Source organism: Arthrobacter sp. ok362 (assembly GCF_900102785.1).
Lineage (GTDB): Bacteria > Actinomycetota > Actinomycetes > Actinomycetales > Micrococcaceae > Arthrobacter.
Window position 1 is genome coordinate 1 of record NZ_FNGC01000028.1, and the last position, 23522, is coordinate 23522.

A 23522-nucleotide genomic window follows, 5' to 3' on the forward strand; every position below is an offset into this window, starting at 1 on the left:
GCCTCGTACCGGTCGCGGAGGCCCTTGAGGATCTCGATCGCGTCGGCCACGGAGGGTTCCTTGACCTGGATCGGCTGGAAGCGGCGCTCCAGCGCGGCGTCCTTCTCGATGTGCTTGCGGTATTCGTCCAGCGTGGTGGCACCGATGGTCTGGAGTTCGCCGCGTGCCAGCATGGGCTTCAGGATCGAGGCCGCATCGATGGCGCCTTCGGCGGCTCCGGCACCCACCAGGGTGTGGATCTCATCGATGAACAAGATGATGTCGCCGCGGGTGCGGATCTCCTTGAGGACCTTCTTCAGGCGCTCTTCGAAGTCGCCGCGGTAGCGGGAGCCGGCCACGAGGGACCCGAGGTCCAGTGTGTAGAGCTGCTTGTCCTTGATGGTTTCCGGGACATCGCCGCGGACGATCGCCTGGGCAAGGCCCTCGACGACGGCGGTCTTGCCGACGCCCGGTTCGCCGATCAGCACGGGGTTGTTCTTGGTGCGGCGGGACAGGACCTGCATGACGCGTTCCATTTCCTGCTCGCGGCCGATCACGGGGTCCAGTTTGTTCTCGGCCGCCGTCTGGGTCAGGTTGAGGCCGAACTGATCCAGGACCGCAGAGGCCAAGGGGGTCCATTTCTGCGGGCCCGCGGCAGTACCTGCGCTGGCGCCGGTCCGCGAGGTTTCCCTGGCCTCGCCCGGAAGCAACCGGATGACCTGCTGGCGGACCCGGTTCAGGTCGGCGCCGAGTTTGACGAGCACCTGGGCGGCAACACCTTCACCATCGCGGATGATTCCCAGCAGGATGTGTTCGGTGCCGACGCGGGCATGGCCCAGGCCTAGGGCCTCGCGCAACGCAAGCTCCAGCACTTTCTTGGCCCGCTGTGTGAAGGGGATGCCCCGGGACGGGGACCGTTGGCCCTGGCCGGTGATCTCCTGCACCTGCTCGCGGACACCGTCGAGCGATACGCCCAGGGACTCAAGGGCTTTGGCGGCAACACCTTCACCCTCATGGATCAGACCCAAGAGGAGGTGTTCGGTACCAATGTAATTGTGGTTCAGCCTGCGTGCCTCTTCTTGGGCAAGCACAACTACGCGACGGGCACGGTCCGTAAATCGCTCAAACATACCGCCACGCTCCTGACCGCCGTCCACCTCGATGCTTCGTCGCCCGCAGACCTGCGAGCGAGAATGCGTTCGCAAGGCCTCGGGGCCCGGTCCTGGTGCCCGAAGGCAGCTGCATTTGCCCTCGATTTGCGGCCCGTGATGGCATTGCTCAGCGCTCGAGCGGCAGTCGCCCGCGACGCTTCGACTTGGCCCGTGCGGCGCTTGCCAGGCTAGAGGTCTGACCGCTTCGGTCGATCCACGGATGCATGGAGCTAGCGCGTCTCGAATTGTCGGACCTCGGTGACATCGAGGCCCATTTCGGCGATGCGCGCGAGCAATGAGTGGAGTTCTGGCTGATCGCGCAGCACCCCTATGAGAACCGTCGTGTCCGGGCCCATGGCCACCGCTTCCATTTCCGGGAACGCCGCGGCGAGCGTGTCGGAGCGCGAATAGGGAAGCCGGATCTCATAGCGCTTCACTTGCTCATCCTTCTCTTTGGGCCTACAACTAATCCTCGTCGCAAGAGCCGCGTTGTCTTCCCCCTGCACGGGTGAACCGGTCCGGGCGGTCAGAGCAGGCCGTGATGTTGGGCGACGAGCACGGCACCACGTCGATCTGTGACTCCAAACTTGATGTAGATGTTGCGCACGTGCGACTTGACGGTGTTCACACTGACCATGTGGCTCGCGGCGATATCGGCGACACTTTGGAAAATGGGCAGCTCGAGGAGGATTTCGTGTTCACGCCGAGTGAGGACCTGAATGGTTCCGATGTCCGCACAGGGAGGCGGGAGCTCTGCCTGCGCGGCGTCAATGATGGTCGAAGCAACCGCATCCAGGTAACCGAATCGGCCGTACTGTTCTTTCAGCATGGCGACTCCTTCGCCGTGTCGGGCCAAGAAGGGACGCCACACCCGGTACCGCTCGGCCAGACGCAGTGCTGTGTTGAGACGCAGGTGCGTTTCGGAGACGCGGCCGGTGCGCGCTGCGGAGGCTGCGAGCAGCAACCACGCAGTAATCGGCGCCCCCGAATGCCACGAGCGGGCCGGTGCGTGAAGGGCGTAAAGCATGCGCCCCTCGGCCAGAGTACCGGCTCGCGTAGGCACGTCGAGAGCGAAGCGTCCGAATGCGGCTTCGATGGAGTCACCGCCGAGGATCCGTTCCAGAAGGCTGAGGGATTCATGGGCGCGTTCGGGTCCGTGCAACTCGAGGTCGAGGCTAACGATGCGTACTGCTGCTCCCGCGGCCAGCCGCGGGAAGCTGCGACCGTGTTGCAGGAATAGGTGGTGCGCCTCCTGCAGCGCCTCACGTGGGTTCGTTTCGGAATCCAGTCGGATAAGGAGGTTGATCATTCGGGCGGGCACATCCAGCGCGAACTTGGTCCCGGCCGGGTCAGCCGCGATGAGAGCGGCCAACTTCTCTGATGCAGCCGGGTCACAGACGAGGTAGTCGCGGGCCGCAGACGCGAGCAGCACTGACGCGTCCTCGCGCGTGGCCGGCGACAGCGTAACCTCCGGCATCTTCCCGACCAGCTGCTCGTCGAGCGTGCTTGCCCTGTCCCAATCACAGATGCTGGCAGCTATGGTCGCAGCGAGATCGGTCGCGATCATGAACACCCAGCTGTAACCGGCGCGTAAGCCGGAAAGTGCGACGTCCTCGAGCAGCTTCTGCGCCTCCGTAGTGCGGTCGAGACGGTGCAGGCACCATGCCTCGGCCATCGACGCCAGCAGGTCGAGGGCGAGATTGTCCTCTCGCACTCGGAGGGCGGCAGGGGAATGCAGGGCGCCGGCAACCCGGGCAACATCTGCTGCGGCTTCGACGGACAGGGCCTTCAGGGAGGCCATGACCAGAATCCACTTCATGTCGATTGCCCCGAGAGCGACCAGCCCATAGGCGCGGGCCATCAGATGGCGCGCGCGTTCCACGTCGTTGAAGTAGGGTGCTTCCAACAGCAGGCGGAGCACCAGCGATGCCAGGGTTTCCGAATCCGTCCGTAACAGCGCGCGCAACGCGAGGTCCGTCCGCCCCGACAGCACGATCTGCAGGCCGAATCGATCAAGCATCTCTGCAAGTTCTACTTCACTCCCGGGATCGAGTGCCAACTCCAGCGCTGTGACCGCCTCGTCCCGCGCCGCATACCAACGGGCCGCGATCCCCGCTCTTCGAACGGCCCCTGCAATGTCTTGCCGGCGGGCATCCGCTTTGAGGAAGCTCAGCAGCACCGGGTGGTAGCGGTATCCGGCGGTCTCCTCAGTAATGAGGGCATTCTTGCGGCTGAGGTCGTGAAGCACGGAACCCGCGTCGCTACGACCGGTGAGTGTCGCCGCCAGTGCCAATGGAACCAGTTCCCGCACCGCTGCGAACGTCAGCACCTCGCGATCCGCCGGGGAAAGACCATCCAGGATCTCGACTACGAGATAGTCTGCGACCGCACGATGGTCCCCGGAGAAACGGCCGATTGCCTCGTCCAGATTGTCCGCTTCTTGGAGCCACGACATGGCGAGTGCAACGCCCGTCGCCCACCCTCCCGTGCGCGCCTCAAGCGACTTCGCTGCCTCGGGACCTAGATCGACGGCCCACAGGTGTGCGAAGCGTGCGATCTCATCAGTGGTGAACGCGAGGTCAGCCGTGCGTAGTTCGAGGTGCGCGCCGGTCACTTCCAGAAAGGTCAGACTACCGATGGGCTGGAAGCGGCCACTGACGATGACGCGAACGTTCTCGGCCGCCGCTTCGATGGCCGCATGGATAGCCCCGTGCGCGGGGGAGACGTGAATGTCATCGAGGAAGACGAATGCGTCCTCTGCCCGGGCGCTTAGCCAGGCAATCAGGCGGGGCGCATCCGTCGTGCGTTCACCGGCAAGCCAATACACCTCGCCGCCGGCGTCAAGGAGGGTCTGCGCCCACCACCGCAGCAGCGACGTTTTTCCGCAGCCCGCCGCGGCCCAGACCGCTGCCACGCGTCGCTCGCCGGAGAGCAGTGCAGGAGCCAGGTCCAGTCGTGGGCGATCGACGAAGTTCAGCACGACATTAGGAAGTTCATCGTGTTTTACTGTCGCGTTCTTCTTGCCTGGGACGTGCATACGCCACCCCGAGAATCGGTGCGGACAGCCGCAGAGTTGACAGCCGACGCATTTCCAGCGTACTGGCCAGCCGACGAAGCCGCTAGCTGAGATCCACAATCTCACCCGGATCGGGTGGTCTTCTCGTGCGCACGCCGTCGTTGGAACAATGGCAGTTCATCCGCACTATCAGGCGCCGACACCAGATGAGTACATGGATCAAATATCAGGCCCGTCATGTCGCGCCCGGCGCATGTGGTTGAGATCGTCGATGGCGCCCTCCAAATCCCGACGCAGCCGTTGCCGTTCCCGTCCTCACGGGCGGGTCGAGCTGGGGTCTGACGCCGAACAATCGATCAAGTTCGCGGCACTGCACTGGCCCCGGGCCGAATGAAGTTTGCCGACAAGATGGCGTGTTGCCCGATGGTCCCACGGGGGGGGGGGGGGGGGGGGGGGGGGGGGGGGGGGGGGGGGGGGGGGGGGGGGGGGGGGGGGGGGGGGGGGGCGGGTATTTCATGGCGGCCGCCGGATCCCGGGTGCCTGTCCGGGTTCACCTTCCCTGGGTGAGGTCCACGCCCCGGTGCGGCCCCGACAATGGTTGTATCTGCCAAGCCGCCGGCCTGCCAAGGGATGTGCGTCTCGGAAAGGAACCCCCAATGTCGAGACCATACACCACCCTTGCAGGTTCGATCGCCGGCTTCCGCTGCCAACCCCGCTCCCGACGCCGCCACCCAGGCGGCCGGCTCCCTGCGAGATAAAGCAGCTATGGTCCAGGCCGCGATGAGCGACCTCCAGACTGCGGCCAAGTGCTAAATTCCAGACTTCTCTGGGAGATCTGCAGTTAGTCTCATGCCCGCCCAGGCATCGTTCACGTACCACGCCGCTCCGAATTGAAAGCAGGGAAATTAAAATGAGTTTCTGGGAAAATTTTTGGGATATTTTCTGGTGGGCCTTATGTGTGTATGCACTCGTCGCCTTCATATGGGCATTGTTCGCTGTCCTGGGGGACCTGTTCCGCGACGACAAGCTCAGCGGCTGGGGGAAGGCCATCTGGATCCTCTTCCTGGCCTTCGTGCCCTTCTTGGGCCTGCTGGTGTACGTGATTGCCCGCGGCAAGGGCATGGCTGAGCGGTCCCTGGCACGGGCGCGAGAAAACCAGGAGGCCTCCGATGCGTACATCCGTAGGGTCGCCACAGCGAGTCCAAGCGAGGAGATCTCCAAAGCCAAGACTCTTCCGGACTCTGGAACCATCAGCGCTGATGAGTCCGAAAGGATCAAGAGCGGAGAACCGGTCTGAGAGCGCACTGGGGTTCCGGTCATGATTCGATTTGTCGGCCCTGATCCAACAGTTTTATCCGCGTTCTGGGCCGATGGATCCGAATGTCGTATCGGGTCAACTGGCGACCCGGTCTGTGCGAAGCCGGCGAACGTCTGAGGCCAGGATGTGGGTTCAGCCCAATGCCGGGGGCAATTGTTCCTGTAGGACCGACGGATCCCGAACGTCGATAGAGTCCGCGTCCTATTGCTGTCCCCGGGCACTGATTGAGTCCGATTTTCCGTGCACGCCCGAGGCGATGGTCCGGAGACGGTGCTTCTGTTACACCGAAGTGCTGGTCCGTGGCTTGTTGCCGGAACTTGGAGCCGCAGGAACCGGTACCTTCAACCTCGAGCAATACCGGGGCATAGGGCTGTCGCCCGGACGTTATTAGGTTTAGGCTGCTGAGTCCGGGCGTGTGTGAGTGAATCCGCGCAGGCTGCCAGCAGGGGAGCACCGGATAGGGATCCGGTGGGGTTCGTCTTCGCAACGGTGAGGTCGGCAGGGATCCACTAACAGCGCCTTCCGGTCAAAGGCGAAGGAACGGAACGGCAAAATGATGGCTGACCCGGAAAACCACCAGCACCGCCCTTTGACTGGCCGGGGCGTGTATCTGCTGGATGACCACGAGGTCGTGAGGCGGGGCCTGCGCCAACTGGTGGAGTCCAATGGCCTCGGCATCGCCGGGGAATCAGGGTCCGCCCGCGAAGCGGCCCGGCGGATTCCTGCCCTTCGCCCGGATCTGGTCATCCTTGACGATGATCTTCCGGACGGTTCCGGTGCCGACGTGTGCCGGGCCATCGCCGTGGCGGCTCCGGGCATCCGGTGCGTGCTGATGACCGGCGACACTGACGAAGCGGTGCTGATCGACTCCATTCTGGCCGGCGCGTGGGGATGTCTGTCCAAACAGGATGACAGCAGCGAACAGCTCAGGCTCATCCGCCGGGCCCTGGCCGGGCACACCGCCTACAGCCGCCTTTTCCAGCAGGCACTCGTGGACCCGGTCCCCCTCCCCGGGCCGCAACGCCGGGATGAGAGACTCCAGGCTCTCACGAGACAGGAAATGCGCGCCGCCATCGGCCTCGGGAAAGGCCTGAGCAACCGCCAGATCAGCCAGGAGATGTTCCTGGCGGAAAAGACCATTAAGAACCTGGTCTCGTCCGTGCTGATGAAACTCGGCATGGCGGGCAGGACAGAGGTCGCCGTGCTCATCACCAGAGCGCGGAATCACCCCGAAGACCCCGACGACGGTGGCTACCGGTCCAGCCGGTTCCCGGATCTGATCCCCGAGGTCACGGCAGCACTGCTGAACTGCACCACCGAGGCCCGCACCGTGGCGCCCACGGAGGTGGTGCGGGCAGAGGCCGCCGGGAGGCTCGCCGACGCACTTACCGCAATCCGGACCCGTCGGATGGGATCCCGCCCGGTCCCAAGCCGGGCTTAGGAGCCCAGGGCCCCGCGAACGGCGTTCCCGGCTCCCGGCAAGCAGGAGAGCAGGCGGCCTTCGCCGTGGCGCGGCTTTTGCGGGCGAAGATACGCGATGCCGGGATCCCGTACCGGGTGCCGCCGCCCGAGCTGATATCTGAACGCACTGCCGGAATCCTGGCCGGGCTCTACCTGATGTTCAACGAAGGTTATTCGGTTTCCGGTCCCGCTGGTTAGATCAGCGCTGCTACCGGCAAGGGGTGATCCACGATGTGTCGGTACGGTACCTAGGGTTAGCGGGTGTTTCCGAGGACCGCCCAACCGTAGCCGGAGAGGTTCACGGTGTTCCGGTCGGGGTGTTTTTTGCCGTGCCCCGCCAGTACTGCGGCCGCGGAGAAGGGAACGGGGAGCTCTGCGGGTGCGGCCGAGAGGTTTAGCGCTACGGTGAGCGTGCCGCCGTTTCCGCTGGCTCCATAGACGAGGTGTTCGTTGCTGAGCGTCCGGACCGTGGTGCGGGCGCGGTGCAGCCAGGGGTGCCGGCGGCGGAGGCTGATCAGTTCCTGGTGCAGGTGGTAGACGGGCCAGCCGGCCTGTGACAAACCCGTGGGGGTTGCGGGGAAGGCCGGTCTGATCGCGTCATCTCCGCCGGCGCGGTCTTCCTTGATGCCGCGGAAGGCTTGTTCGTCGCCGTAATAGATACATGGCGTTCCGCCAATGGTGAGGAGGACGGTGAGGGCGAGCGGCAGGTGGTCTGGATTTATGAGCCGGCTTGCGAGGCGGGTGACGTCGTGATTGCCCACGAAGGTCAGCGGTACAAAGGTGTCAAGGAATCCGTTGTGTCGCTCGAGCGCGGAGCTGAGCTCGTAGAAGTTGGCATCGTTGAGTGAACTCCAGACGGCTTTCCAGAGTTCATACTGCGTGACGGAATCCAGGGTGCTCGTGCGCACTTCTTCGGCGTAGTCGCCGTGTATGTACTCGCCGAGGAAGTAGGCCTCCGGATACGCGCGGCGCACCTCGGCCAGGACAGGTTTCCAGAACGACGCCGGCACCGCGTATGCCGCGTCCAGCCGCCACCCGTCCGCCCCGCGGCCCAGCCAGTGCTGCATCACGTCCGCGACGTAGGCGCCAACCTCAGGTTCGGCGTGGTTCAGGGCGACGAGGTGACGGTGGCCTTCGAAATCCTCGTATCCGGGCTCGCTCCCCGGTACCCACCCGGATTCGGGCCACGTCAGGCCGAACCACGACGCGGCAGGGGACTGTGGCCCTTCGGCGAGGACCTGTTGGAACGCTGGAAAGCCCCGCCCTACGTGGTTGAAGACACCGTCGAGCAAAACGCGCAGCCCGCGGGCCTGAGCCTGCGTGATGAGCTCGTCGAAGTCCGCGTCATCGCCCAGCCGCGGGTCGATACGGTAGTAGTCGGTGGTGTCATAACCGTGAGTCTCCGAGGAAAACACGGGACCCAGGGCAAGACCCGAGGCTCCAAGTTCCACGACGTAATCGAGCCAGGGAATCAGCTGGCCCAATCGATGCGCCACTGGCTGCTTCAGCGCCTCCCACCCAGGCTCCGCCCCGACGAAGCCGAGAGGATACACCTGCCACCAGAGAGCGTGCTGGACCCATGAGGGCTCGGTCATGGGGATCCGCCTTTCCGTCAGCGAACCCAGCGTACCCACAACGATGCTGCGCGGTCGCCGGAAATTCTTGGTCATGTCGCTGGACGATCAGCCGGGGTGTTTATTAGAATCTCTAACTACGAAAACCGGCAGGGGCGCGAAGGGTGCCCGGGAGGAGGAGCGCATCACCGCTGACCAATATCAGAGATCTACTGCCCAACCCGCTGAAAGCCCCTCCGAAGGGGCTTTCCCTATTTATCAACAGCTTTCCCTATTTATCAACAGTATGCAACGGACACAGCCGTCTATCGGGGGAGCGCTTCGTCACGCATCTCACTTGCCGTGGCAGCGTTGGGGCTGGGACGGGCGGCGTGGGGGTTGCAGGTCCGTCGAGTAGGACGCTAAGTGCCTGCACCAGAGAGGCTTCTGCGTTTGCCAGCGGAGACGCGCCAGTGCGGGGGTGGGAAGGTCTCCCGCGGGCCAGGCGAGGCAGGCCGGCGCAGGCTTGCTTCGGTTTTCGGCGGGGCGTTGATGAACACCGGAGTTTCAGCCGTTGGGGATGTGCCCGTCTGGAGCGCATTTTCCTTCCAGAGGCCGCAGCGTATTGCCGCCGTGGAGACCGCCGGCTGCTTGACGGCTCCAACGGAGCCCGGACCGGTGTTTAGAGGGCCTGGGTGCTGCGAGGGCAGCCACCCACGGAAACGTCTTAAGCTTCAATTTCACGGCTGTCCTCCGGATCAGCATGCGCCTTAACCGGCGCAATAGCGAACGGCCCCCGGCGCGGGGCAAGAACTACCCCGGATAGTGGACCTCTCCCGGCCAGGTCCGGAGTGACCCAGCCACTTCAGGAGGGCGTTATCGCCACAGGCCGGCCATGAGTGCAGAGGAGTCCTAACATTCCGTTCAGTGGACTTCTGAATGACACTCATTGGGCCATTCTGACTCAAAAGCCTCGATGAACTCATGCCGAGACGGATTATGGTGAGACGCATTTTCGAGACGTCGGCGAGCCCGACTTCATCACTTACCCGGTGGTCCCGCCGAGGTTCAGGACCGCGTCTCGAAAAACTGTTAATTTACGAGACGCTGAGGACTCTCTCTGTCTTTGATTATTCTTCCTGTGGTACCGATGTGGACCTCCATTGAGGATGACAGCAAGGCCGTCGAACTCCGCAAGGGGCGGGTAGTGGTAGCAGCGGGCGGCAGGCAAGCTCTATTTGCCTTCCACCAAGGCTTCCTCAATCCGTTGTGCGGCCTCAACCACCGCGTCGCCATAGTCCTTTCCGGGGGAATCGGAGACCCGGGCCAGCGGCATTGCGAGGCAGACCGCGGCGATGATCCCCTCATTGGTCCGTACGGGGGCACTGATCGAGCCCAGTCCTGGCGTGCGTGCCCCGACGGATTCAATCCAGCCCGTCACCGCCAGTTCGGCCAAAACATCGTCGTCGGCTGCAAGCAAACGGCCGCTGGATCCAAACGGCAGGGGCAGCCGTGACCCGGGGGGCAGGGTGGCGCGGAGTTCGTGGCGGCTGTCGACGCTGAGCAGGCAGAGGCGTTCGTCGCCCCGCCGGACCCACAGTTGCGCGGACTCACCGGTACGGTCCCGCAGGTCATGAAGGACGGGCAAGCCGGCGTTTTCCAACGCTGACCGGACGAACCGGTCTCCGAGGCGGAATGCGCCGGAGTCGGCACGGCGAAGGAAGCCATATTCGGCCAGTTGCAGCGCTAGGCGGTGGGCAGTGGACAGTGATAAGCCGGTCCGCCGGGACAGCTCACTGGCTGAAACGGCAGATCGGCCTACGGAATCGAGGATGGCGGCGGCACGTTCCAAAGTGCGGTTGCTTCCGTTTTTGTCAGGTGTGGGCATATGGCCAGCCTATGACGTCCTCTATCCTTTGGCGGCCACGGACTCCATCATCCATTCGGCCGCCACTTTCTGGGAGATCGCTACGTCCAGGACGAAGACGCCTTCGTCGTGCGTGGCGAGCCAGTCCTGCAGGTGCTCCAGGTCGGCCAGGGTGTGGGCCTTGATCCCATCGGCGCCCAGGGCGCGGCCGACGGCGGCGAAGTCCACTTCGTCGATGAGCATCGCCTGGTCATGGAGCCCCTTGACGGCATACTGGTGCAGTTCTGCCCCGTACGCGGAGTCATTGAGCACCACCACCACGCCCTTGCGGGTGGCGCGAAGGAAGGTCTCGAAGTCTGCAAGCCCCATCAGTCCCCCGCCGTCACCACTGACCAGCACGGTGGTGCGCTCGGGGCGGGCCACGGAGACTCCCGCAGCGGACCCGAATCCGAGTCCGATCGACTGGAATGCGGTGCCCACGAGGATCATGCCACGCGGATCCGGGACGGACAGATACATGGGTGCCCAGCCCATGAAGTGCCCGCCGTCCATAACCACGGAGCGTTCAGCCGGCAGGATTTGTTCCAAAGCGGCGACGACGGCCCGAGGGTTCAGGCGGCCGTCGGGACCAAACTCGACAGAATCTTCACTGGGGTGGGACGAGCGGAAGCCCGGCCCTGCTACTTCGGGGACCTTGGCGCGCCACGTCGATGCGCCCTTGGGGAGGCGTTCGAGGAGGCCTTCGATAAACGGGCGGATGTCCGCGCGGATGTAATCCGCTGCTGCCGGGTTTCCGCTGTCTGGTTCGTTGTCGACCCGGACGATGGTGGTGCCTTCCGGGAACAGGGATCCATAGCGGGTTTGGAAGATGTTCTGGCTGGCCCCCACCACCAGGACGAGGTCGGCCTGGCGTGCGACGTCGAGGCGGTGGCGACGCGTGAAGCCGCCGGCGATGCCCAGGTCCCAGGGGCTGTTGAAGACGTTGACTGCCATGACCGAGGTCATGAAGAGTGCGCCAAGCCGGTCTCCTACTTCGCGCAGTGGAGCGGCCGCGTCGGCCAGGAGCACGCCGCGTCCGGCAAGGATCAGGGGCCGCTGTGCTCCGGCGAGAAGGTCTGCTACACGGTCCAGTTCGCCTGGTTCCGCGGGCCAGGCGGGCTTCGCAGGCAGCGGGTCGAGACGTTCCGGTGCAGACGGCGGGCTGATGGCCAGGTCGTAGGGAATGGCCAACACCACTGGCTGGACGGTTTGCAGAGCGAGGTCGAAGGCGCGGTGGGTGATGGCGGCAGCGTTGCCGGGCCCCGCCAACAGGGTGAGGACTCCGGCTGCTTCGGCCGCCTTGGCCTGGTCGATATCGAAGGGCCGGGGACCGGTTGAGGGGCCATCGCCCACCACGAGAACCAGCGGGATGCGGGCCATTCGCGCCTCGGCGAGTGTGGTGTATGCGTTGGTGAAGCCGGCACCATACGTCGTGGTCGCAGCTGCCACGTTCCCCGTTGCCCGGTAGTACGCGTCCGCCATCGCGACGGTGGCGGATTCGTGGCGGGCCGAGGTGAAGGGGAAACCCCGGCGGGTCAGCCGGCTGATGAGGTGGACGTTGCCATTGCCCATCAGGCCGAAAAGATGGCCCGCCCGCTCCGCCACCACATCGGCGACGATCGCGGCCACATGGCCCTCGTCGGGGAGCGGGGAGGCCTTGCCCCCGGGTGGAACTTGGGTGCTGGTACTCGTCATGGCTTTTCTCATGTTCCTAGATTGCGGGCAGGACTGCGTTAGGCCGAAAGGGCCAGGGGCGCTGCGTCGCGGTGCTTTTGCGTGAGTCCGGTATAGGTGGTGGCGTTCTGGCTGCAGTGCTGGATTTCCTCCGGTGTGAGCGGGCGGCGCACCTTGACGGGCACCCCTGCCACGAACGAACCGGGCGGCTCTTCGGTGCCTTCAAGAACCAAGGCGTTCGCTGCGATCAGGGAGCCTGCGCCGATGACCGCGCCGTTCAGGACTGTGGCTTCATTCCGATGAGTGACCCGTCTCCAGCGGTGCAGCCGTGCAGCACAGCGCCGTGTCCGGCACTGACGCCGTTGCCGATCTTGGCGGGGTAGCCGGGGTCGGCGTGGACGACGGCGGTGCCCCGCAGCCTGTGCCCCACACTGGTGCACGGCACCGCCGTCGTTCTTCTCTGTTGTGATCTGCTCTTGCGTGCTGTTAGTTAAGGAACGGGACGATCAGTGACGTCACGAAGAGGACCAGCGCTCCGCCGAGGCGGTTGGTGAGGGCTGCGAACGGCATGAGGTGCATGCGGTTGGCGGCGCTCAGGACGGAGACGTCGCCGCTGCCGCCGGTGTCTGCCATGACCAGGCCCGGTGTGATGGATGCTTCCACGAAGTTGAACTTCACCAGCCAGCCCAGGACGCCCGAGGACAGGGTGGCAATGACGACGGTGCAGATGGTGAGCAGGATGAACAGCGGGTTGCTCAGGGAGGTGAAGACCTGGGTCATGTCGATGTAGGTGATGCTGACGCCCACCAGCAGGGCGGGGACGAGGACCGCGCCGATCATGTCGCCCCAGTCGGCCGTGGAGTCCTCGACGTCCTGGGGGAGCAGCTTGAAGATTTTCACGGCCGCGGCGGCGATGATGGTCCAGGCGTAGGGGTGCAGTCCGGGGATGAAGGCTGCTACGAGGTTGCCGAAGACGAAAAGGCTGCCGGCGATGAGCAGGCCCTTGCCCAGTGCGATGAAGGATGAGGTGTCGCGCTTGGGCGGCAGGGTGAGCTCGTCCGAGCGGCCGCTGATCCGCAGCAGCTGGCCGTGGCCGTTGAAGCCGATGAAGAGTTGCTTCTTGCGTTTGCCCAGGCCGTTGTAGATGCCGGCGATGAGGATGCAGACCACGTTGGCCATCACGACGGCGGACATGAGGTCGCCCATGAAGGCTGCGGAGTCACCGCCGGTGGCCGAAGCGTACATCTTTGACATAGGCAGGGCTCCCACGCCCAGGCCGCCGGCCATGATGGGTGCGGCGATGAAGAGGATGCCTTGCACGAACCCGAAGCCCGTCACCGTGCCGAGGAGACCGATCAGGACGAAGGTGGCGATGAGGCAGCCGATGACAGGGACGGCGAACCGTGGGCCTGCCTTCAGCAGGAGTGCTCGCGGCATGCCGAGGATGGAGCCGGCAATGATGCTCACCACGAAGAAGTCCAGGAAGCCCTGGCCGTCCACGAAATTCTTCACCACCGAGACGATGTTTTCGGGCATCCAGCCCAGGAACACCAGGGTGGCGGGCACAAAGGTGCACAGGATGGTCGGGAGGCCGAAGTCCCTGACCACCGGGAAGAGGTTGCCGATCCAGATGAAGAGCCCGCCGAGCAGGATGGTGGTGGCGAAGCCGACGACCATCGTGTCCGGGAGGTTGCCGGTGATTGCGGCGGTGAGGACCAGGACCGCGAGGACGAGGTAGAGGGGAGCGGGCAGGCTTGCGATGCGCAGCCCCTGTTTGCCGGGGTAGTGGGTGCCGGGACGGGAACCCACAGTTTTGGCTACCGGGTGCTCTGTGCCACCGGCGGCACGGGGGGTGGTGGTCTCGCTCATGGCGTTATCCGTTGACTCGTTGGTCGGTTCGGTGGTGCGTGGGCTTGTAGACATCATCGTCTCCAAAACGGTGAGTAGGAATTGTTACCTGGTAGGTGTTGCTTAGGTGGGGGGGTGGCCGGGATGTTGCGTGGCTGCTTAGCGGGCGGGGTCCAGTAGCCCGGTGGCCGGGGAGTGTGCGACGACGTCGCGGGCGAGGCGGACGGCGTCGGCGAGGCGTTCCTCGTCAATGCCGGTCTCGTGTCCGGCGTCGTGCAGGTGCCGGACGAGTTCTTCGGTGGCGATGTTGCCGTGGGCGCCGGGGGCGAAGGGGCAGCCGCCGTACCCGCCGAGGGCTGCGTCGAAGCAGATGATGCCGGTGTCCACTGCCGCGCTGGAAGTGGCCAGCGCCTGGCCGTGGGCATTATGGAGGTGGAGGTAGTAGGTAAGGTCGGGTTCGGCGTCGCGGACGTGCTGCATGCTCGCCATGACCTGTTCCGTGTGGGTGGTGCCCAAAGTGTCCGCCAGGCCGACGTCGCTAATGCCCATGTCCTTGAAGGCGCGGACCACGCGCAGCAGGTAGGCGGGGTCGATAGTGCCTTCGAACGGGCAGGTGAAGGCGGTGGAGATGCCGGCGAAAAAGCGGGTCTCCGGGAACGCGGCCACTGCGGCACCGAGGCCGGCGAGGGCATCCTCGATCGCCTGGCCGGCGTTGGCGTTGCTGTGCGCCTGGCTGGCTGAGGTGACCACCTGGATGTCGGTGGCGCCGGCGTCGACGGCCCGTTCAATGCCCCGGCCGTTGAGGGCCAGACTCGTGTAGGTGACGCCCTTGACTGCCGGCAGTGCGGTGATAACCTCGGCGGCGTCGGCCATCTGCGGCACGCGCTTCGGGTTCACGAAGGACGCCGCTTCGATGCGCTTGATCCCCGCCGCGACCAGGGCCTCGGCAATCTCCAGCTTGTGGGCTGTTGAGACGATGACTGGTTCGTCCTGCAGCCCGTCGCGCAGGAAAACGTCCGTGATTTCCACCTTCACGGTCAGAGCACCTCCAGCAATCCGAGTCCGGCGATTTCGTCAGCGCTCATGCCGGCGAGCTCCTGGAGAACCTCCTGGGTGTGCTGGCCCAGCTCCGGGCCCACCCACTTGACGCGGCCTTCGTGGCCGGGAATCTTCGGGACGACGCCGGGGAAGCGGATCAGCTCTGGCTCGTTTTCGATGATGACCTCGTGGGTCTGGATCATGTCCCGTGCCAGGTAGTGCTTGTCGACGGCGATGCTGGGCGCGTCGTACACGGGACCGGCGGGCACGCCGGCGTCGTCCAGCTTGTCGAGCACCTCGGTGAGGGGCATGCTTCCTGTCCAGGCGGAGATGGCGCCGTTGAGCTCTTCCTCGCGTGCGCCGCGGGCCTCGGTTGCGAGGAGAGTTTCGTCCGCGGCGAGGTCGTCGCGGCCGATGGCGCGCATGAGGCGGACGAAGACTGAGTTCGAGTTCCCGCCGATGACGACCTCTAGGTCGTCCTGGCAGAGGTAGGAGCCGGTAGGTACAACGCCGGGCAGGGCGCCGCCGGTGCGCTGCCGGATCATGCCGTACGCGTCGTAGTCCGGGACGAGCGATTCGAGCAGGCTGAAGACGCCTTCGTAGAGAGCGACGTCCACCACCTGGGAGCCTTCCGTCTGCACGCCGCGGGCTTTTTGCAGCATGAGCATCAGGGCACCAATGACCCCGTAGAGGCCGGCCACGGTGTCACCCATGCTGGCGGCGGCGCGGCCGGCCGGGCGGTCGGGTTCGCCGGTGATGTAGCGCAGGCCAGCGAAGGACTCCGCGGAGCTGCCGAAACCCGCCCGGTTCTTGTAGGGGCCGGTCTGACCGTAGCCGGAGATCCGGACCATGATGAGCTCGGGGTTGAGCTCCTGAAGGACTTCGGGCCCGAGGCCCCACTTCTCGAGGGTGCCGGGGCGGAAGTTCTCGATCACCACGTCGCACTGTGCTGCGATCTTCTTGACCGCTTCGCGCCCGGTCTCGGAACGCAGGTCCAAGGCCACAGACTTCTTGTTGCGGCCGATGGTCCGAAACAGCATGGAGGTGGTGCCGCGGGTCTTGCGCCAGTCACGCAGCTCGTCGCCGCCCTGCGGCTTCTCGATCTTGATGACCTCAGCGCCGAAGTCGCCAAAAAGGCGTGCCGCGAATGGCGCCGCGATGAAGCTGCCGAGCTCCAGCACGCGGATGCCCTGGAGCGGGAGGGTGTTTCCCTCAAGGTTAAGTTCCTGCGTCATGTCATTCCTGCCTGCGTCTTTGAGTGCAAGAGTTCCCACTGAGTGGGAGATACTTGTCATTGGGCGGATAGACGATATCAAGGCGGTGTGATGCGCGCAACAGTCGGGCCTGGCTGGCTGGGAGTAGCAACCGTGAGGATGGCGTTGACGACGGAAGTAAGGAATGCCGCAGTGAAGAATCGACGGCGCGGGGATTCTGACGTGATGACAGGGCCCAGCGCACTGGTGGACGCCGAGGTCGCTGAGCTTCCGGCGCCGGAACTCACGCAGGTAGGCAGTCGTCGGCAGTTGATGTACTTGGGCTTGTGTCTGGTCCCTGATCGGCCTGAATTTGGACCGCTTTTTCCAACTTCTCCTCGGTGCTTCCGGAGGTTACTTCGCGGGCGGCCTGCCGGATGGGTGGTGGCGGCGCTGACCACTGTTCCCGTGACGCTGCCGGGCGTGTTCGCTCCGCTTGCCCCGATCCTTGCCCGCCGGTGGGCTACGGGCCGGGCCCTACGGGGACACTGCTGGTGGGCCGGTTGCACCAGACGACGGGTTCCTTCGCACCCGCCGGCATCTTGATCCTGGTGTTAGGCCTCCTGGCGGCGTCTTGTGCGCCCGTCCGGCGTACAGCACCGGCGCCGTCACGGTCGCCAGATCGCGCGCCACCTCGCCCCACGGCGAGGCCAGTGTCGCGGTGACGGCCTCGAGCGGCCACATCGCTGCATCCTGGCTGACCTGCGGCGCGCCATCGGGCATCGGCGACCCAGAGGATCGCGTCGGCATTTACCCGCCCCGCGCCGTGGTCGGAGAGCCACGACGCGAGTTGAGCGTGCGATCTTGCGCTTCGCACAGCGGCAACGACCGCGACGCCTTGCAGCAGGAGTTCGCGCACGAGCCAGCGGCCAATGAAACCGCTCGCTCCGAAGACGAGCGCGGTCAGTGACGCGGACATTGCGCTCCTCCCTGTTTGAGAATGGGCCGAGCAGGCCCTTGAGGATACGTGCAGCCGCACTGAGCGGGGCCGTGGTCCTTTGACCGCGGCACACTACCAGCGGGCCTTCGATGAGGCAGACCGCCGATGTGGCCAAGTCGTGGGTGTCAAGGGACTTGTCTGGGTTCGATCGGGTCCGGCCCTCGGCGCTTGTATTCGGCTGGCAGCATTGATGTTGTCGGTAATCGTCTTGGGGAATTTTCGGCCTGGTTCGATGGAGGTAATCGTGGGGACTCCTGGTGTTACCGTTATGCAGTTGGGCCGCAATGCTGACATCAAGGTCCTCCGGCAATGAACAACGTTCACACCAGCCCCTAACATTGTGAGGAAGACGCCTGACCCTCCGGACACTCAGGACGATCCCACTAACGGGACGATGCGGCAGCCGGACGTTGCATCGTGTCTAGACCCTCGCCCGATCGTGTTGCGGAGGCCGGAAAAGGACCCCCTTGCGGGCTGCACCATGCGCCAAATAGCGCTGTGAAAACGCCGCCATTTACCGCTGAAAGTCACAAGAACTGCTATCCAGATGCGGCTCCCGAAGGGCAGGCACGCCCTCAGCTCTCAATTGAGATCGTTCTCGGAATCGTTCGTTTGCGAGAGCAACACAGGTGCGGGAGCGATCGGTCGATCGTTGCAGCCGTAAGTGTTCCGGCTCTCTATGTAGGGGCTAGCTTGGGCCTTTCCGGGCTCCTTCTGCATCGCCGATAATGGACCTTCTGTCCGCCGCGGCAGAGGGCCCCTGCTGCTGTGGCTGACCGGATGTCCTACCCGAAGGCTCCTGGCGCAGAATACAGAACAGCCGCACCCCTGCTTGGGGAGTGGAGCCGCAATGCTCTGAACATGCGAATTCGGGGGTGTGTACATTGTGCACATTTTGGGCTGCGGATCGGGTCGTGTGATGTCTCGGGACATGGGTGACGGTTCTGTATCAGGACATTGGTGACATTTCGTGTATCAGGACATTGGTGACGGTTGGGGGTTGTTTCGCGGTGAATCCGGGGGGCTTGCCGTTTCCGACTGTTTTGGTCCCGGCCTGTGGACGGGGGTAGGACGTGATGTGGGTGCCCTGGTCATCGAAGAACTGGATTGTCTCGGGGTCCCAGATCGCGTGGATGCACTGCCGGGCGTAGGGTTTGCCGATCATGTAGACCACGCTGTTGATCGTGACTCTGCCGTTGGGGTAGGCGATGCGGGTGACCTGGCCGCTGCCGTGGGTGCCGTCGTGGATGGGGGTCGGGACGGGTTTCGGGTGGGGTGGCTCGGCAGCCGGTGTGGCGTCCCATGCTTGTTGCGGGGTGATCCGTCCGGGCAGGCCTTGGTGGGGGCGTTCGGTGTTGTAGAGCTGATCGAACGCGTCGACCTGCTCCTGGAGCTGTTCAAGGGTCGCGGCGACGGGTTGTTTGTCCAGGAAACGGAATAGGGTCCGGTGGAAGCGTTCATTCTTGCCCTGTGTGGTTGGTTTGTACGGTTTCCGGGTGATCGCTTCGATCCCCAGGGAGGTGACGTACGTGAGGAGCTGGCCTTGGCGGCCTCGCCGTGAAGGGTTCAACGCGGCCCCGTTGTCCGTGAGCAGTTTCTGGGGCACCCCGTGCGCGGTGATGCCCTTCTTCACCACCGCGATCGCGGCCTCGGATGTTTCGCCGGTGGCGACGTGGGAGGCGACCGCGAAGCGGGAGTGGTCATCGATGAGCTGGAAGATCACGCATTTACGGCCGCCGGTGAGGACGTACTCGGTCGCGTCCAGCTGCCACAGACAGTTCGGGGCCGGGTAAACGAACCGGCGGTACGCGGCCCGGGGCTTCTTCCGCGGCTCCAGCCTCGCGACACCGCTTTGACGGAAGATTCTGGCCAGCGACGCAACCGAGGGCACCGGTTCCAGGCCCATGGATTTCATTTTCTCGAACACGCTGATCGGTCCGTGGTCCAGGCCCGAGCGCTCCAACGCCGCCCGCACCCGCAGTGCCTGCTCCTTGGCCTCATCACTGATCCTGGACGGGCTCGTGCGCGGCCGGCGGGACCGCGGTTCCAACGCTGCAGCCGGGCCCTCGGCCCGGGCTCGGCCCAGCAACACGTAAAACGTCTTACGGGAGATGCCAAGCTCGGCACAGAACGATGTCACAGCACCACGCGGCGGATCATCCGGCCACTGCGAGATCGCTAAACGGACACGAGGATCAACAGGCTCAACTCCACTCATCTACCAATCAGATCGGCAGAAGTGTCACCATCAAGAACCTCGGAACTGTCACCATTGACCTGACAAAGAACTGTCACCTATGTCCTGCGACATAACACTGCGGATCGGGTCGTACCGATGCCGGATCGGGCCGGATTCCGCATGTTTCCGGGGGAGCCTTGTGATTGCAGGGGCTGGAATGCAGTTCGAGTCCCACCTCGGGCACAGCATTCCCCTCGTCAGAGGGGGGTTTTGCTTTAACGTGTATACATTGACCCTGCTCGGGTCCCTCTGACGCTTGTTCCTCGGCTTGGCCTGGCCGCCGCGGTGGCCTATTCGATTGTAAGGGTGGCGGGTTCAGGGCCCTGGCTGATGGGTCCTCCGCCTGCCGGGATCTGGAGTCATTTCGGTCTCCATTCTGGTTGGTTGGGTTGGGCGTGGTTGGTCTTGCACCCATTCATGCGCTGCGGTTGTGGTGACGACATGACCCTTCGCGAAATTCGTTCCAGATTCTTGGCCTCGATTCGCTGCTGCTTGGAGCCTGGGGAGAAGCTGGCGGCTATTTGTCCGGCCAAAGGTGGTGTGTACAGTGTCCACACCCGTGTCCAGGTGATGCCGTGGCTGGTGGGTGGCACCCTCCGAGCCTATTTCTGCTAACACGAGTTCATGCAGCCAGGAGTTCGGCGCGATATGACTTTTCGGTTCGCTCGTGTGTCTTTTTTGCGGTTCATGGCCGGCCGCCTTTCGAGTATCGGGCCAGACTCCCGCCGTGGAATGCGTGGACTGTGCCGGGGGCGTCCACGGCAGGGCGGTGTGCGGGACCGCGGACATCGTCCGTCGCCGTTCTTGTTGTGGTTGATCAGTCATGCCCGACCAAGGCTGAATGCGTGGCTAACGACATGACTAGCCGACCATGCTCACCTACCTTGGTCCTACTCGATTCCTGACAGGTCATCAGACAGCAGCATCAACGGCGATGGGTGGGCAGGCCTGATTGGTCGGAAGCGAAAGGCGCGGTCGCCGTAGTCGATGAATGCCCACGGTGCTGGGAACGCCGACATCAGAGGGACAAGTCACCTCACTAGCCCAGCGGTTCTTGCGGAGAGTCTCCGGGTTTACGGTAGATGCATGGAGTACCTGCGGGGTCCTTTGTATCTAGACATCGCCGCGAAGGGTCTGTGCCTGGCTGGCGTTGGGTTGATGATTTTCGGGCAGGGCGGCTGGTTCACCGTCGGTATCTTCGCCGTCTTCATCGGCGTGCTGATCGGAGCATGGGCCATGCTTGCCGCCCGTCGGACGCGGCCACCGGACGGGCGCTCCGGGCCGGCACCTTTCGGCGCGCGGACCCGGAGGGACGGCCCTGCGGAGGAGGGCGGAAACCCCTGATCCTCGAGAACACCGCCGGACCGGAGCTCAGCCTTGCATGTCCCCGGAGGCCTGTGCGTCGGTAGCATCGGCCATCTTCCAGGTGGCCACAATGCTGACGCCGCAGGCGCCTTCCTGCAAGGCGTCGAGCGTTCCGGTTGGACATCTGGTTCGAGCAGGTCAACGTGCTCGGAGAACTCCGCACCGTTGACGCCATCGCAGCGGAGCACCTCGCTCTGGAGGGGGAGGACGTGCGCTGAAGACAGCCGCTGTGCCCATGATGTTCGGAGACTTACCCGGGCCGTTCGGGGCCGCTTCGAGCCGGATAACGCCATCCCTTTCTGTGTTGAAGTGGTGGGCGGGGATCAAGATTAGTTCGGCTGGCGCCGCGATTGCGGCACCGTGACCTAAGCCCGACATGCTGCACGATCTTTCGGTCCTCAAACTGCGAGGTTGGTTGGGGGAGAGGACATGAGATTCCGGCCGTAAAGACACGGCGGACGACGGCGGGAGGTCCCGCCGTCGTCCGCAAGAGTTGCAGTCAGCGCCGCCCGGTTAGAAGTCCGACTCCGCTCTTTCAGGAGCGATGCCGTAAAAGGGCGTGAACCGGCCTCTGGCTCCGGGGGAAATGTTGGAACGGACGATCGAAGCGCTCTCCAGCGCTGCCAGGTGGTATCTGACTGAGCCCCGCGAGGATGCGATGCCGTCGCTAATGTCGGCTACTTTGCTTGCCCCATGGCTTACCAGGTAGTCGATAATTTTTGATCTGATGGGTGCGCTTCTGGCTCTATTCGTCCGCTCAATGCGGTGCACGTCCATCGGGCTCTGGACAGCGGTCATTGGCCATGGCCTTTCATCCGGTGTGAGGGTAGGTTCGCAGGTTGAAGATTGGTTGGCCGGGCGGCATCCGGTCACTGCATCGAAACGCGCTCAGGCTCCCGGCTGTCCTCAGTGTCTTGGCCGGCGTCGGAGGTGCCGGCACGCGACGCCTCCAGGACGGAAGAAGACTTGTCGTGGTTCCGGCCGATGACCGCGGTGGCGATGGCATTTCCCAGGATGTTGGTGGCCGTGCGTCCCATGTCCAGGAGTTGGTCGATGACCAGCAGGACACCGATTCCGGCGGCGGGGATGCCGAAGGCAGGGACGACGGCAGCTACGACGACGAGTGACCCGCGCGGCACGCCGGCCATGCCCTTGCTGCTGAGCAGGAGCATTGCTGTCATCGCGATCTGCTGGCCAAGGTCCATGTCGATGCCATAGGCGTTGATCAGGAAGACCGACGCGAAGGTCATGTACATCATGGAGCCGTCCACGTTGAACGAGTAACCCAGGGGCAGCACGAAACCGGTGGTGCGCTTCTCGATGCCGAACTTGGTCAGGCCTTCAATGAGCTTGGGCAGGGCGGCTTCACTGCTGGAGGTGGCGAATGCGATGACCATGGGTTCGCGCACTATCCGGACCAGCCGGAAGGCCGCCCGTCCGAGGAAAGCGACGGCGACGCCGACCATGATGACCCAGAGGGCCGAGAGGGAGAGGTAGAAACCGCCGATGAACGACGCGTAGGTGGCAAACGCGTCGAGGCCTTGGGAGGTGAAGGCCGCTGCGATGCCGGCGAAAACGCCGACGGGTGCCGCCAGCATCACATATCCGGTGATCTTCAGCATGACGCCCATCAGTTCGTCGATGGCATCGGCTATGGAGGAGCGGCCCTTCTTCCGGAGGTTCAGCAGGGCGATGCCGAAGAGGGCGCCGAATACGAGGATCTGCAGGGGGTTGTTGGCCGTCAGGGCGGCGAAGACGCTCGTGGGGATGATGTGGGTGATGAACTCCTGGTAATCGAGGGGCTTCGTTTCCATCCCCGCGTCGCCTCCCGGCATCAGGTGGAGCCCGTCACCGACGTTGAGTACGTGAGCCGTGATGAAGCCGAAGGCACCCACCAGGACGGAGGCGGACAGGAACCAGATCATCGAGCGGCCAAAGAGCTTGCCCACCCCGGCGGATTTGGCCGCTCCTGCGATGCCGGAGACGAGGGTGGCGAAGATCAGCGGGGCAATGATCATCTTGATGAGGTTCAGGAACATGTGCGTCACGGTGTCGAGGACCGCCACGACGGATTCGCGGGTGTCCACCGGCAGCAGCCAGTGGAACAGCAGACCGCTGAGGATTCCGAACACGAGCGCTGCCAGAATCCACATCGTTGATTTGTTTTTCATAGTCAGTCCTTGGGTAGAGGCCGGGTTGGTGGCCCGGTGCTGGAACGGTCCTCGTCATCGAGTTCCGTTTTCTCTGTAGTCGGTCGGGATTTTTGGGCACGACGGTGTGCCCCTTGCTCCCTGGTCGGGCGGGGTTGTCGGTCCGCGGAGGTTATTTGGTGAGGTTGGCCAGGCGCTGCGGGCTGAGGAGCTCGGTGAGCTGCTCGGCAGTGAGCAGCCCGTGTTCGAGCACGAGTTCCGCGACGCCCTTGCCGGTGGCGAGGGCTTCCTGGGCGATGGCCGTGGCCGTGGCGTAGCCCAGTTGCGGGTTGAGGGCGGTGACGAGGCCGATTGACTGTTCTACGGTGAGGCGGAGATGTTCGGTGTTTGCGGTGATGCCCCGGACGCAGCGGGCCGTGAGGGTGCGGCAGGCGGCTTCGAGGTGGGAGATGCTCTTGTGGAGGCTGTGGACGATGATGGGTTCGAAGGCGTTGAGCTGGAGCTGGCCGGCCTCGGCGGCCATGGTGATGGTGACGTCGTTGCCGATCACCTCGTAGGCCACCTGGCTGACCACTTCCGGGATGACCGGGTTGATCTTGCCGGGCATGATCGAGGAGCCGGACTGCACCGC

At 64.3% G+C, this 23522-nt stretch carries 17 protein-coding genes and 2 pseudogenes; 4 read left to right on the forward strand and 15 right to left on the reverse strand.

Going from position 1 to position 23522, the window contains the following annotated elements:
* The 3 genes from BLQ10_RS21735 to BLQ10_RS21745 all read right to left on the reverse strand — a co-directional run.
* The coding region (locus BLQ10_RS21735) for a Clp protease N-terminal domain-containing protein (RefSeq protein ID WP_139164315.1) at positions 1–1109 on the reverse strand (1109 nt) is incomplete at its 3' end.
* Positions 1110–1360: 251 nt separating this feature from the next.
* On the reverse strand, positions 1361–1567 hold the full coding sequence (locus tag BLQ10_RS21740; protein WP_090955576.1) for a hypothetical protein: 207 nt from the start codon (positions 1565–1567) through the stop codon (positions 1361–1363).
* A gap of 89 nt (positions 1568–1656) precedes the next feature.
* Positions 1657–4110 (reverse strand): helix-turn-helix transcriptional regulator, encoded by a 2454-nt coding sequence (locus tag BLQ10_RS21745; RefSeq protein WP_175558726.1) that lies wholly within the window; start codon positions 4108–4110, stop codon positions 1657–1659.
* Positions 4111–5056: 946 nt separating this feature from the next.
* On the opposite strand from BLQ10_RS21745, the gene BLQ10_RS21755 reads away from it, so the two are divergent.
* Positions 5057–5443, forward strand: a complete 387-nt coding sequence (locus tag BLQ10_RS21755) for a PLD nuclease N-terminal domain-containing protein (RefSeq protein WP_091565072.1) — start codon at positions 5057–5059, stop codon at positions 5441–5443.
* Between the two features lie 574 nt (positions 5444–6017).
* On the forward strand, positions 6018–6905 hold the full coding sequence (locus BLQ10_RS21760; protein WP_091565073.1) for a response regulator: 888 nt from the start codon (positions 6018–6020) through the stop codon (positions 6903–6905).
* A 274-nt stretch (positions 6906–7179) separates the two neighbouring features.
* On the opposite strand, the gene BLQ10_RS21765 is transcribed toward BLQ10_RS21760, so the two are convergent.
* The 7 genes and pseudogenes from BLQ10_RS21765 to BLQ10_RS21795 form a co-directional block, all read right to left on the reverse strand.
* Complete coding sequence (locus BLQ10_RS21765; protein ID WP_091565084.1) at positions 7180–8520, reverse strand: alpha-amylase family glycosyl hydrolase; 1341 nt, start codon at positions 8518–8520, stop codon at positions 7180–7182.
* A 1192-nt stretch (positions 8521–9712) separates the two neighbouring features.
* Positions 9713–10366, reverse strand: a complete 654-nt coding sequence (locus BLQ10_RS21770; RefSeq protein WP_091565074.1) for an IclR family transcriptional regulator — start codon at positions 10364–10366, stop codon at positions 9713–9715.
* Positions 10367–10387: 21 nt separating this feature from the next.
* Positions 10388–12079, reverse strand: coding sequence for a thiamine pyrophosphate-binding protein (locus tag BLQ10_RS21775; protein WP_091565075.1), 1692 nt, complete (start codon positions 12077–12079; stop codon positions 10388–10390).
* 38 nt (positions 12080–12117) lie between these two features.
* A pseudogene (locus BLQ10_RS21780) lies at positions 12118–12461 on the reverse strand (gamma carbonic anhydrase family protein); the annotation flags it as partial.
* A gap of 83 nt (positions 12462–12544) precedes the next feature.
* Positions 12545–13981 (reverse strand): 2-hydroxycarboxylate transporter family protein, encoded by a 1437-nt coding sequence (locus tag BLQ10_RS21785; RefSeq protein WP_254785714.1) that lies wholly within the window; start codon positions 13979–13981, stop codon positions 12545–12547.
* A gap of 84 nt (positions 13982–14065) precedes the next feature.
* Positions 14066–14941: a hydroxymethylglutaryl-CoA lyase gene (locus BLQ10_RS21790; RefSeq protein ID WP_091565077.1), complete on the reverse strand. Its 876-nt coding sequence runs from the start codon at positions 14939–14941 to the stop codon at positions 14066–14068.
* A gap of 2 nt (positions 14942–14943) precedes the next feature.
* Positions 14944–16179, reverse strand: a complete 1236-nt coding sequence (locus BLQ10_RS21795) for a CaiB/BaiF CoA transferase family protein (RefSeq protein WP_091565078.1) — start codon at positions 16177–16179, stop codon at positions 14944–14946.
* A gap of 204 nt (positions 16180–16383) precedes the next feature.
* Between BLQ10_RS21795 and BLQ10_RS22915 the strand changes: the two are divergent.
* Positions 16384–16659, forward strand: a pseudogene (locus BLQ10_RS22915) (MFS transporter); the annotation flags it as partial.
* 1 nt (position 16660) lies between these two features.
* Here the strand turns inward: BLQ10_RS22915 and BLQ10_RS23175 are convergent.
* Together BLQ10_RS23175 and BLQ10_RS21810 are read right to left on the reverse strand one after the other, a co-directional pair.
* Positions 16661–17116 carry an NAD-dependent epimerase/dehydratase family protein gene (locus BLQ10_RS23175; protein ID WP_368086537.1) on the reverse strand — a complete coding sequence of 152 codons (456 nt, stop codon included), beginning with the start codon at positions 17114–17116 and terminating at the stop codon, positions 16661–16663.
* Positions 17117–18086: 970 nt separating this feature from the next.
* Entirely contained in the window at positions 18087–19277 is a 1191-nt protein-coding gene (locus BLQ10_RS21810) for an integrase core domain-containing protein (protein ID WP_091565080.1), read from the reverse strand.
* A gap of 1185 nt (positions 19278–20462) precedes the next feature.
* Here BLQ10_RS21810 and BLQ10_RS21815 point away from each other — a divergent pair.
* Complete coding sequence (locus tag BLQ10_RS21815) at positions 20463–20720, forward strand: hypothetical protein (protein WP_091565081.1); 258 nt, start codon at positions 20463–20465, stop codon at positions 20718–20720.
* A gap of 534 nt (positions 20721–21254) precedes the next feature.
* On the opposite strand, the gene BLQ10_RS23180 is transcribed toward BLQ10_RS21815, so the two are convergent.
* The 3 genes from BLQ10_RS23180 to BLQ10_RS21830 all read right to left on the reverse strand — a co-directional run.
* A complete protein-coding gene (locus BLQ10_RS23180) occupies positions 21255–21539 on the reverse strand; it encodes a winged helix-turn-helix domain-containing protein (protein ID WP_091565082.1) in 285 nt (94 codons plus the stop codon).
* 71 nt (positions 21540–21610) lie between these two features.
* On the reverse strand, positions 21611–22912 hold the full coding sequence (locus tag BLQ10_RS21825) for a dicarboxylate/amino acid:cation symporter (protein ID WP_091565083.1): 1302 nt from the start codon (positions 22910–22912) through the stop codon (positions 21611–21613).
* Between the two features lie 151 nt (positions 22913–23063).
* The coding region (locus tag BLQ10_RS21830) for a lyase family protein (RefSeq protein WP_254785715.1) at positions 23064–23522 on the reverse strand (459 nt) is incomplete at its 5' end.

Bases quoted from the DNA above. Each gene is read 5' to 3' on its own strand.
- BLQ10_RS21755 (WP_091565072.1), top strand. From the start codon at position 5,057: ATGAGTTTCTGGGAAAATTTTTGGGATATTTTCTGGTGGGCCTTATGT.
- BLQ10_RS21760 (WP_091565073.1), top strand. From the start codon at position 6,018: ATGATGGCTGACCCGGAAAACCACCAGCACCGCCCTTTGACTGGCCGG.
- BLQ10_RS21765 (WP_091565084.1), bottom strand. From the start codon at position 8,520: ATGACCGAGCCCTCATGGGTCCAGCACGCTCTCTGGTGGCAGGTGTAT.
- BLQ10_RS21770 (WP_091565074.1), bottom strand. From the start codon at position 10,366: ATGCCCACACCTGACAAAAACGGAAGCAACCGCACTTTGGAACGTGCC.
- BLQ10_RS21775 (WP_091565075.1), bottom strand. From the start codon at position 12,079: ATGACGAGTACCAGCACCCAAGTTCCACCCGGGGGCAAGGCCTCCCCG.
- BLQ10_RS21785 (WP_254785714.1), bottom strand. From the start codon at position 13,981: ATGTCTACAAGCCCACGCACCACCGAACCGACCAACGAGTCAACGGAT.
- BLQ10_RS21795 (WP_091565078.1), bottom strand. From the start codon at position 16,179: ATGACGCAGGAACTTAACCTTGAGGGAAACACCCTCCCGCTCCAGGGC.
- BLQ10_RS23175 (WP_368086537.1), bottom strand. From the start codon at position 17,116: ATGTCCGCGTCACTGACCGCGCTCGTCTTCGGAGCGAGCGGTTTCATT.
- BLQ10_RS21815 (WP_091565081.1), top strand. From the start codon at position 20,463: ATGGAGTACCTGCGGGGTCCTTTGTATCTAGACATCGCCGCGAAGGGT.
- BLQ10_RS23180 (WP_091565082.1), bottom strand. From the start codon at position 21,539: ATGACCGCTGTCCAGAGCCCGATGGACGTGCACCGCATTGAGCGGACG.
- BLQ10_RS21825 (WP_091565083.1), bottom strand. From the start codon at position 22,912: ATGAAAAACAAATCAACGATGTGGATTCTGGCAGCGCTCGTGTTCGGA.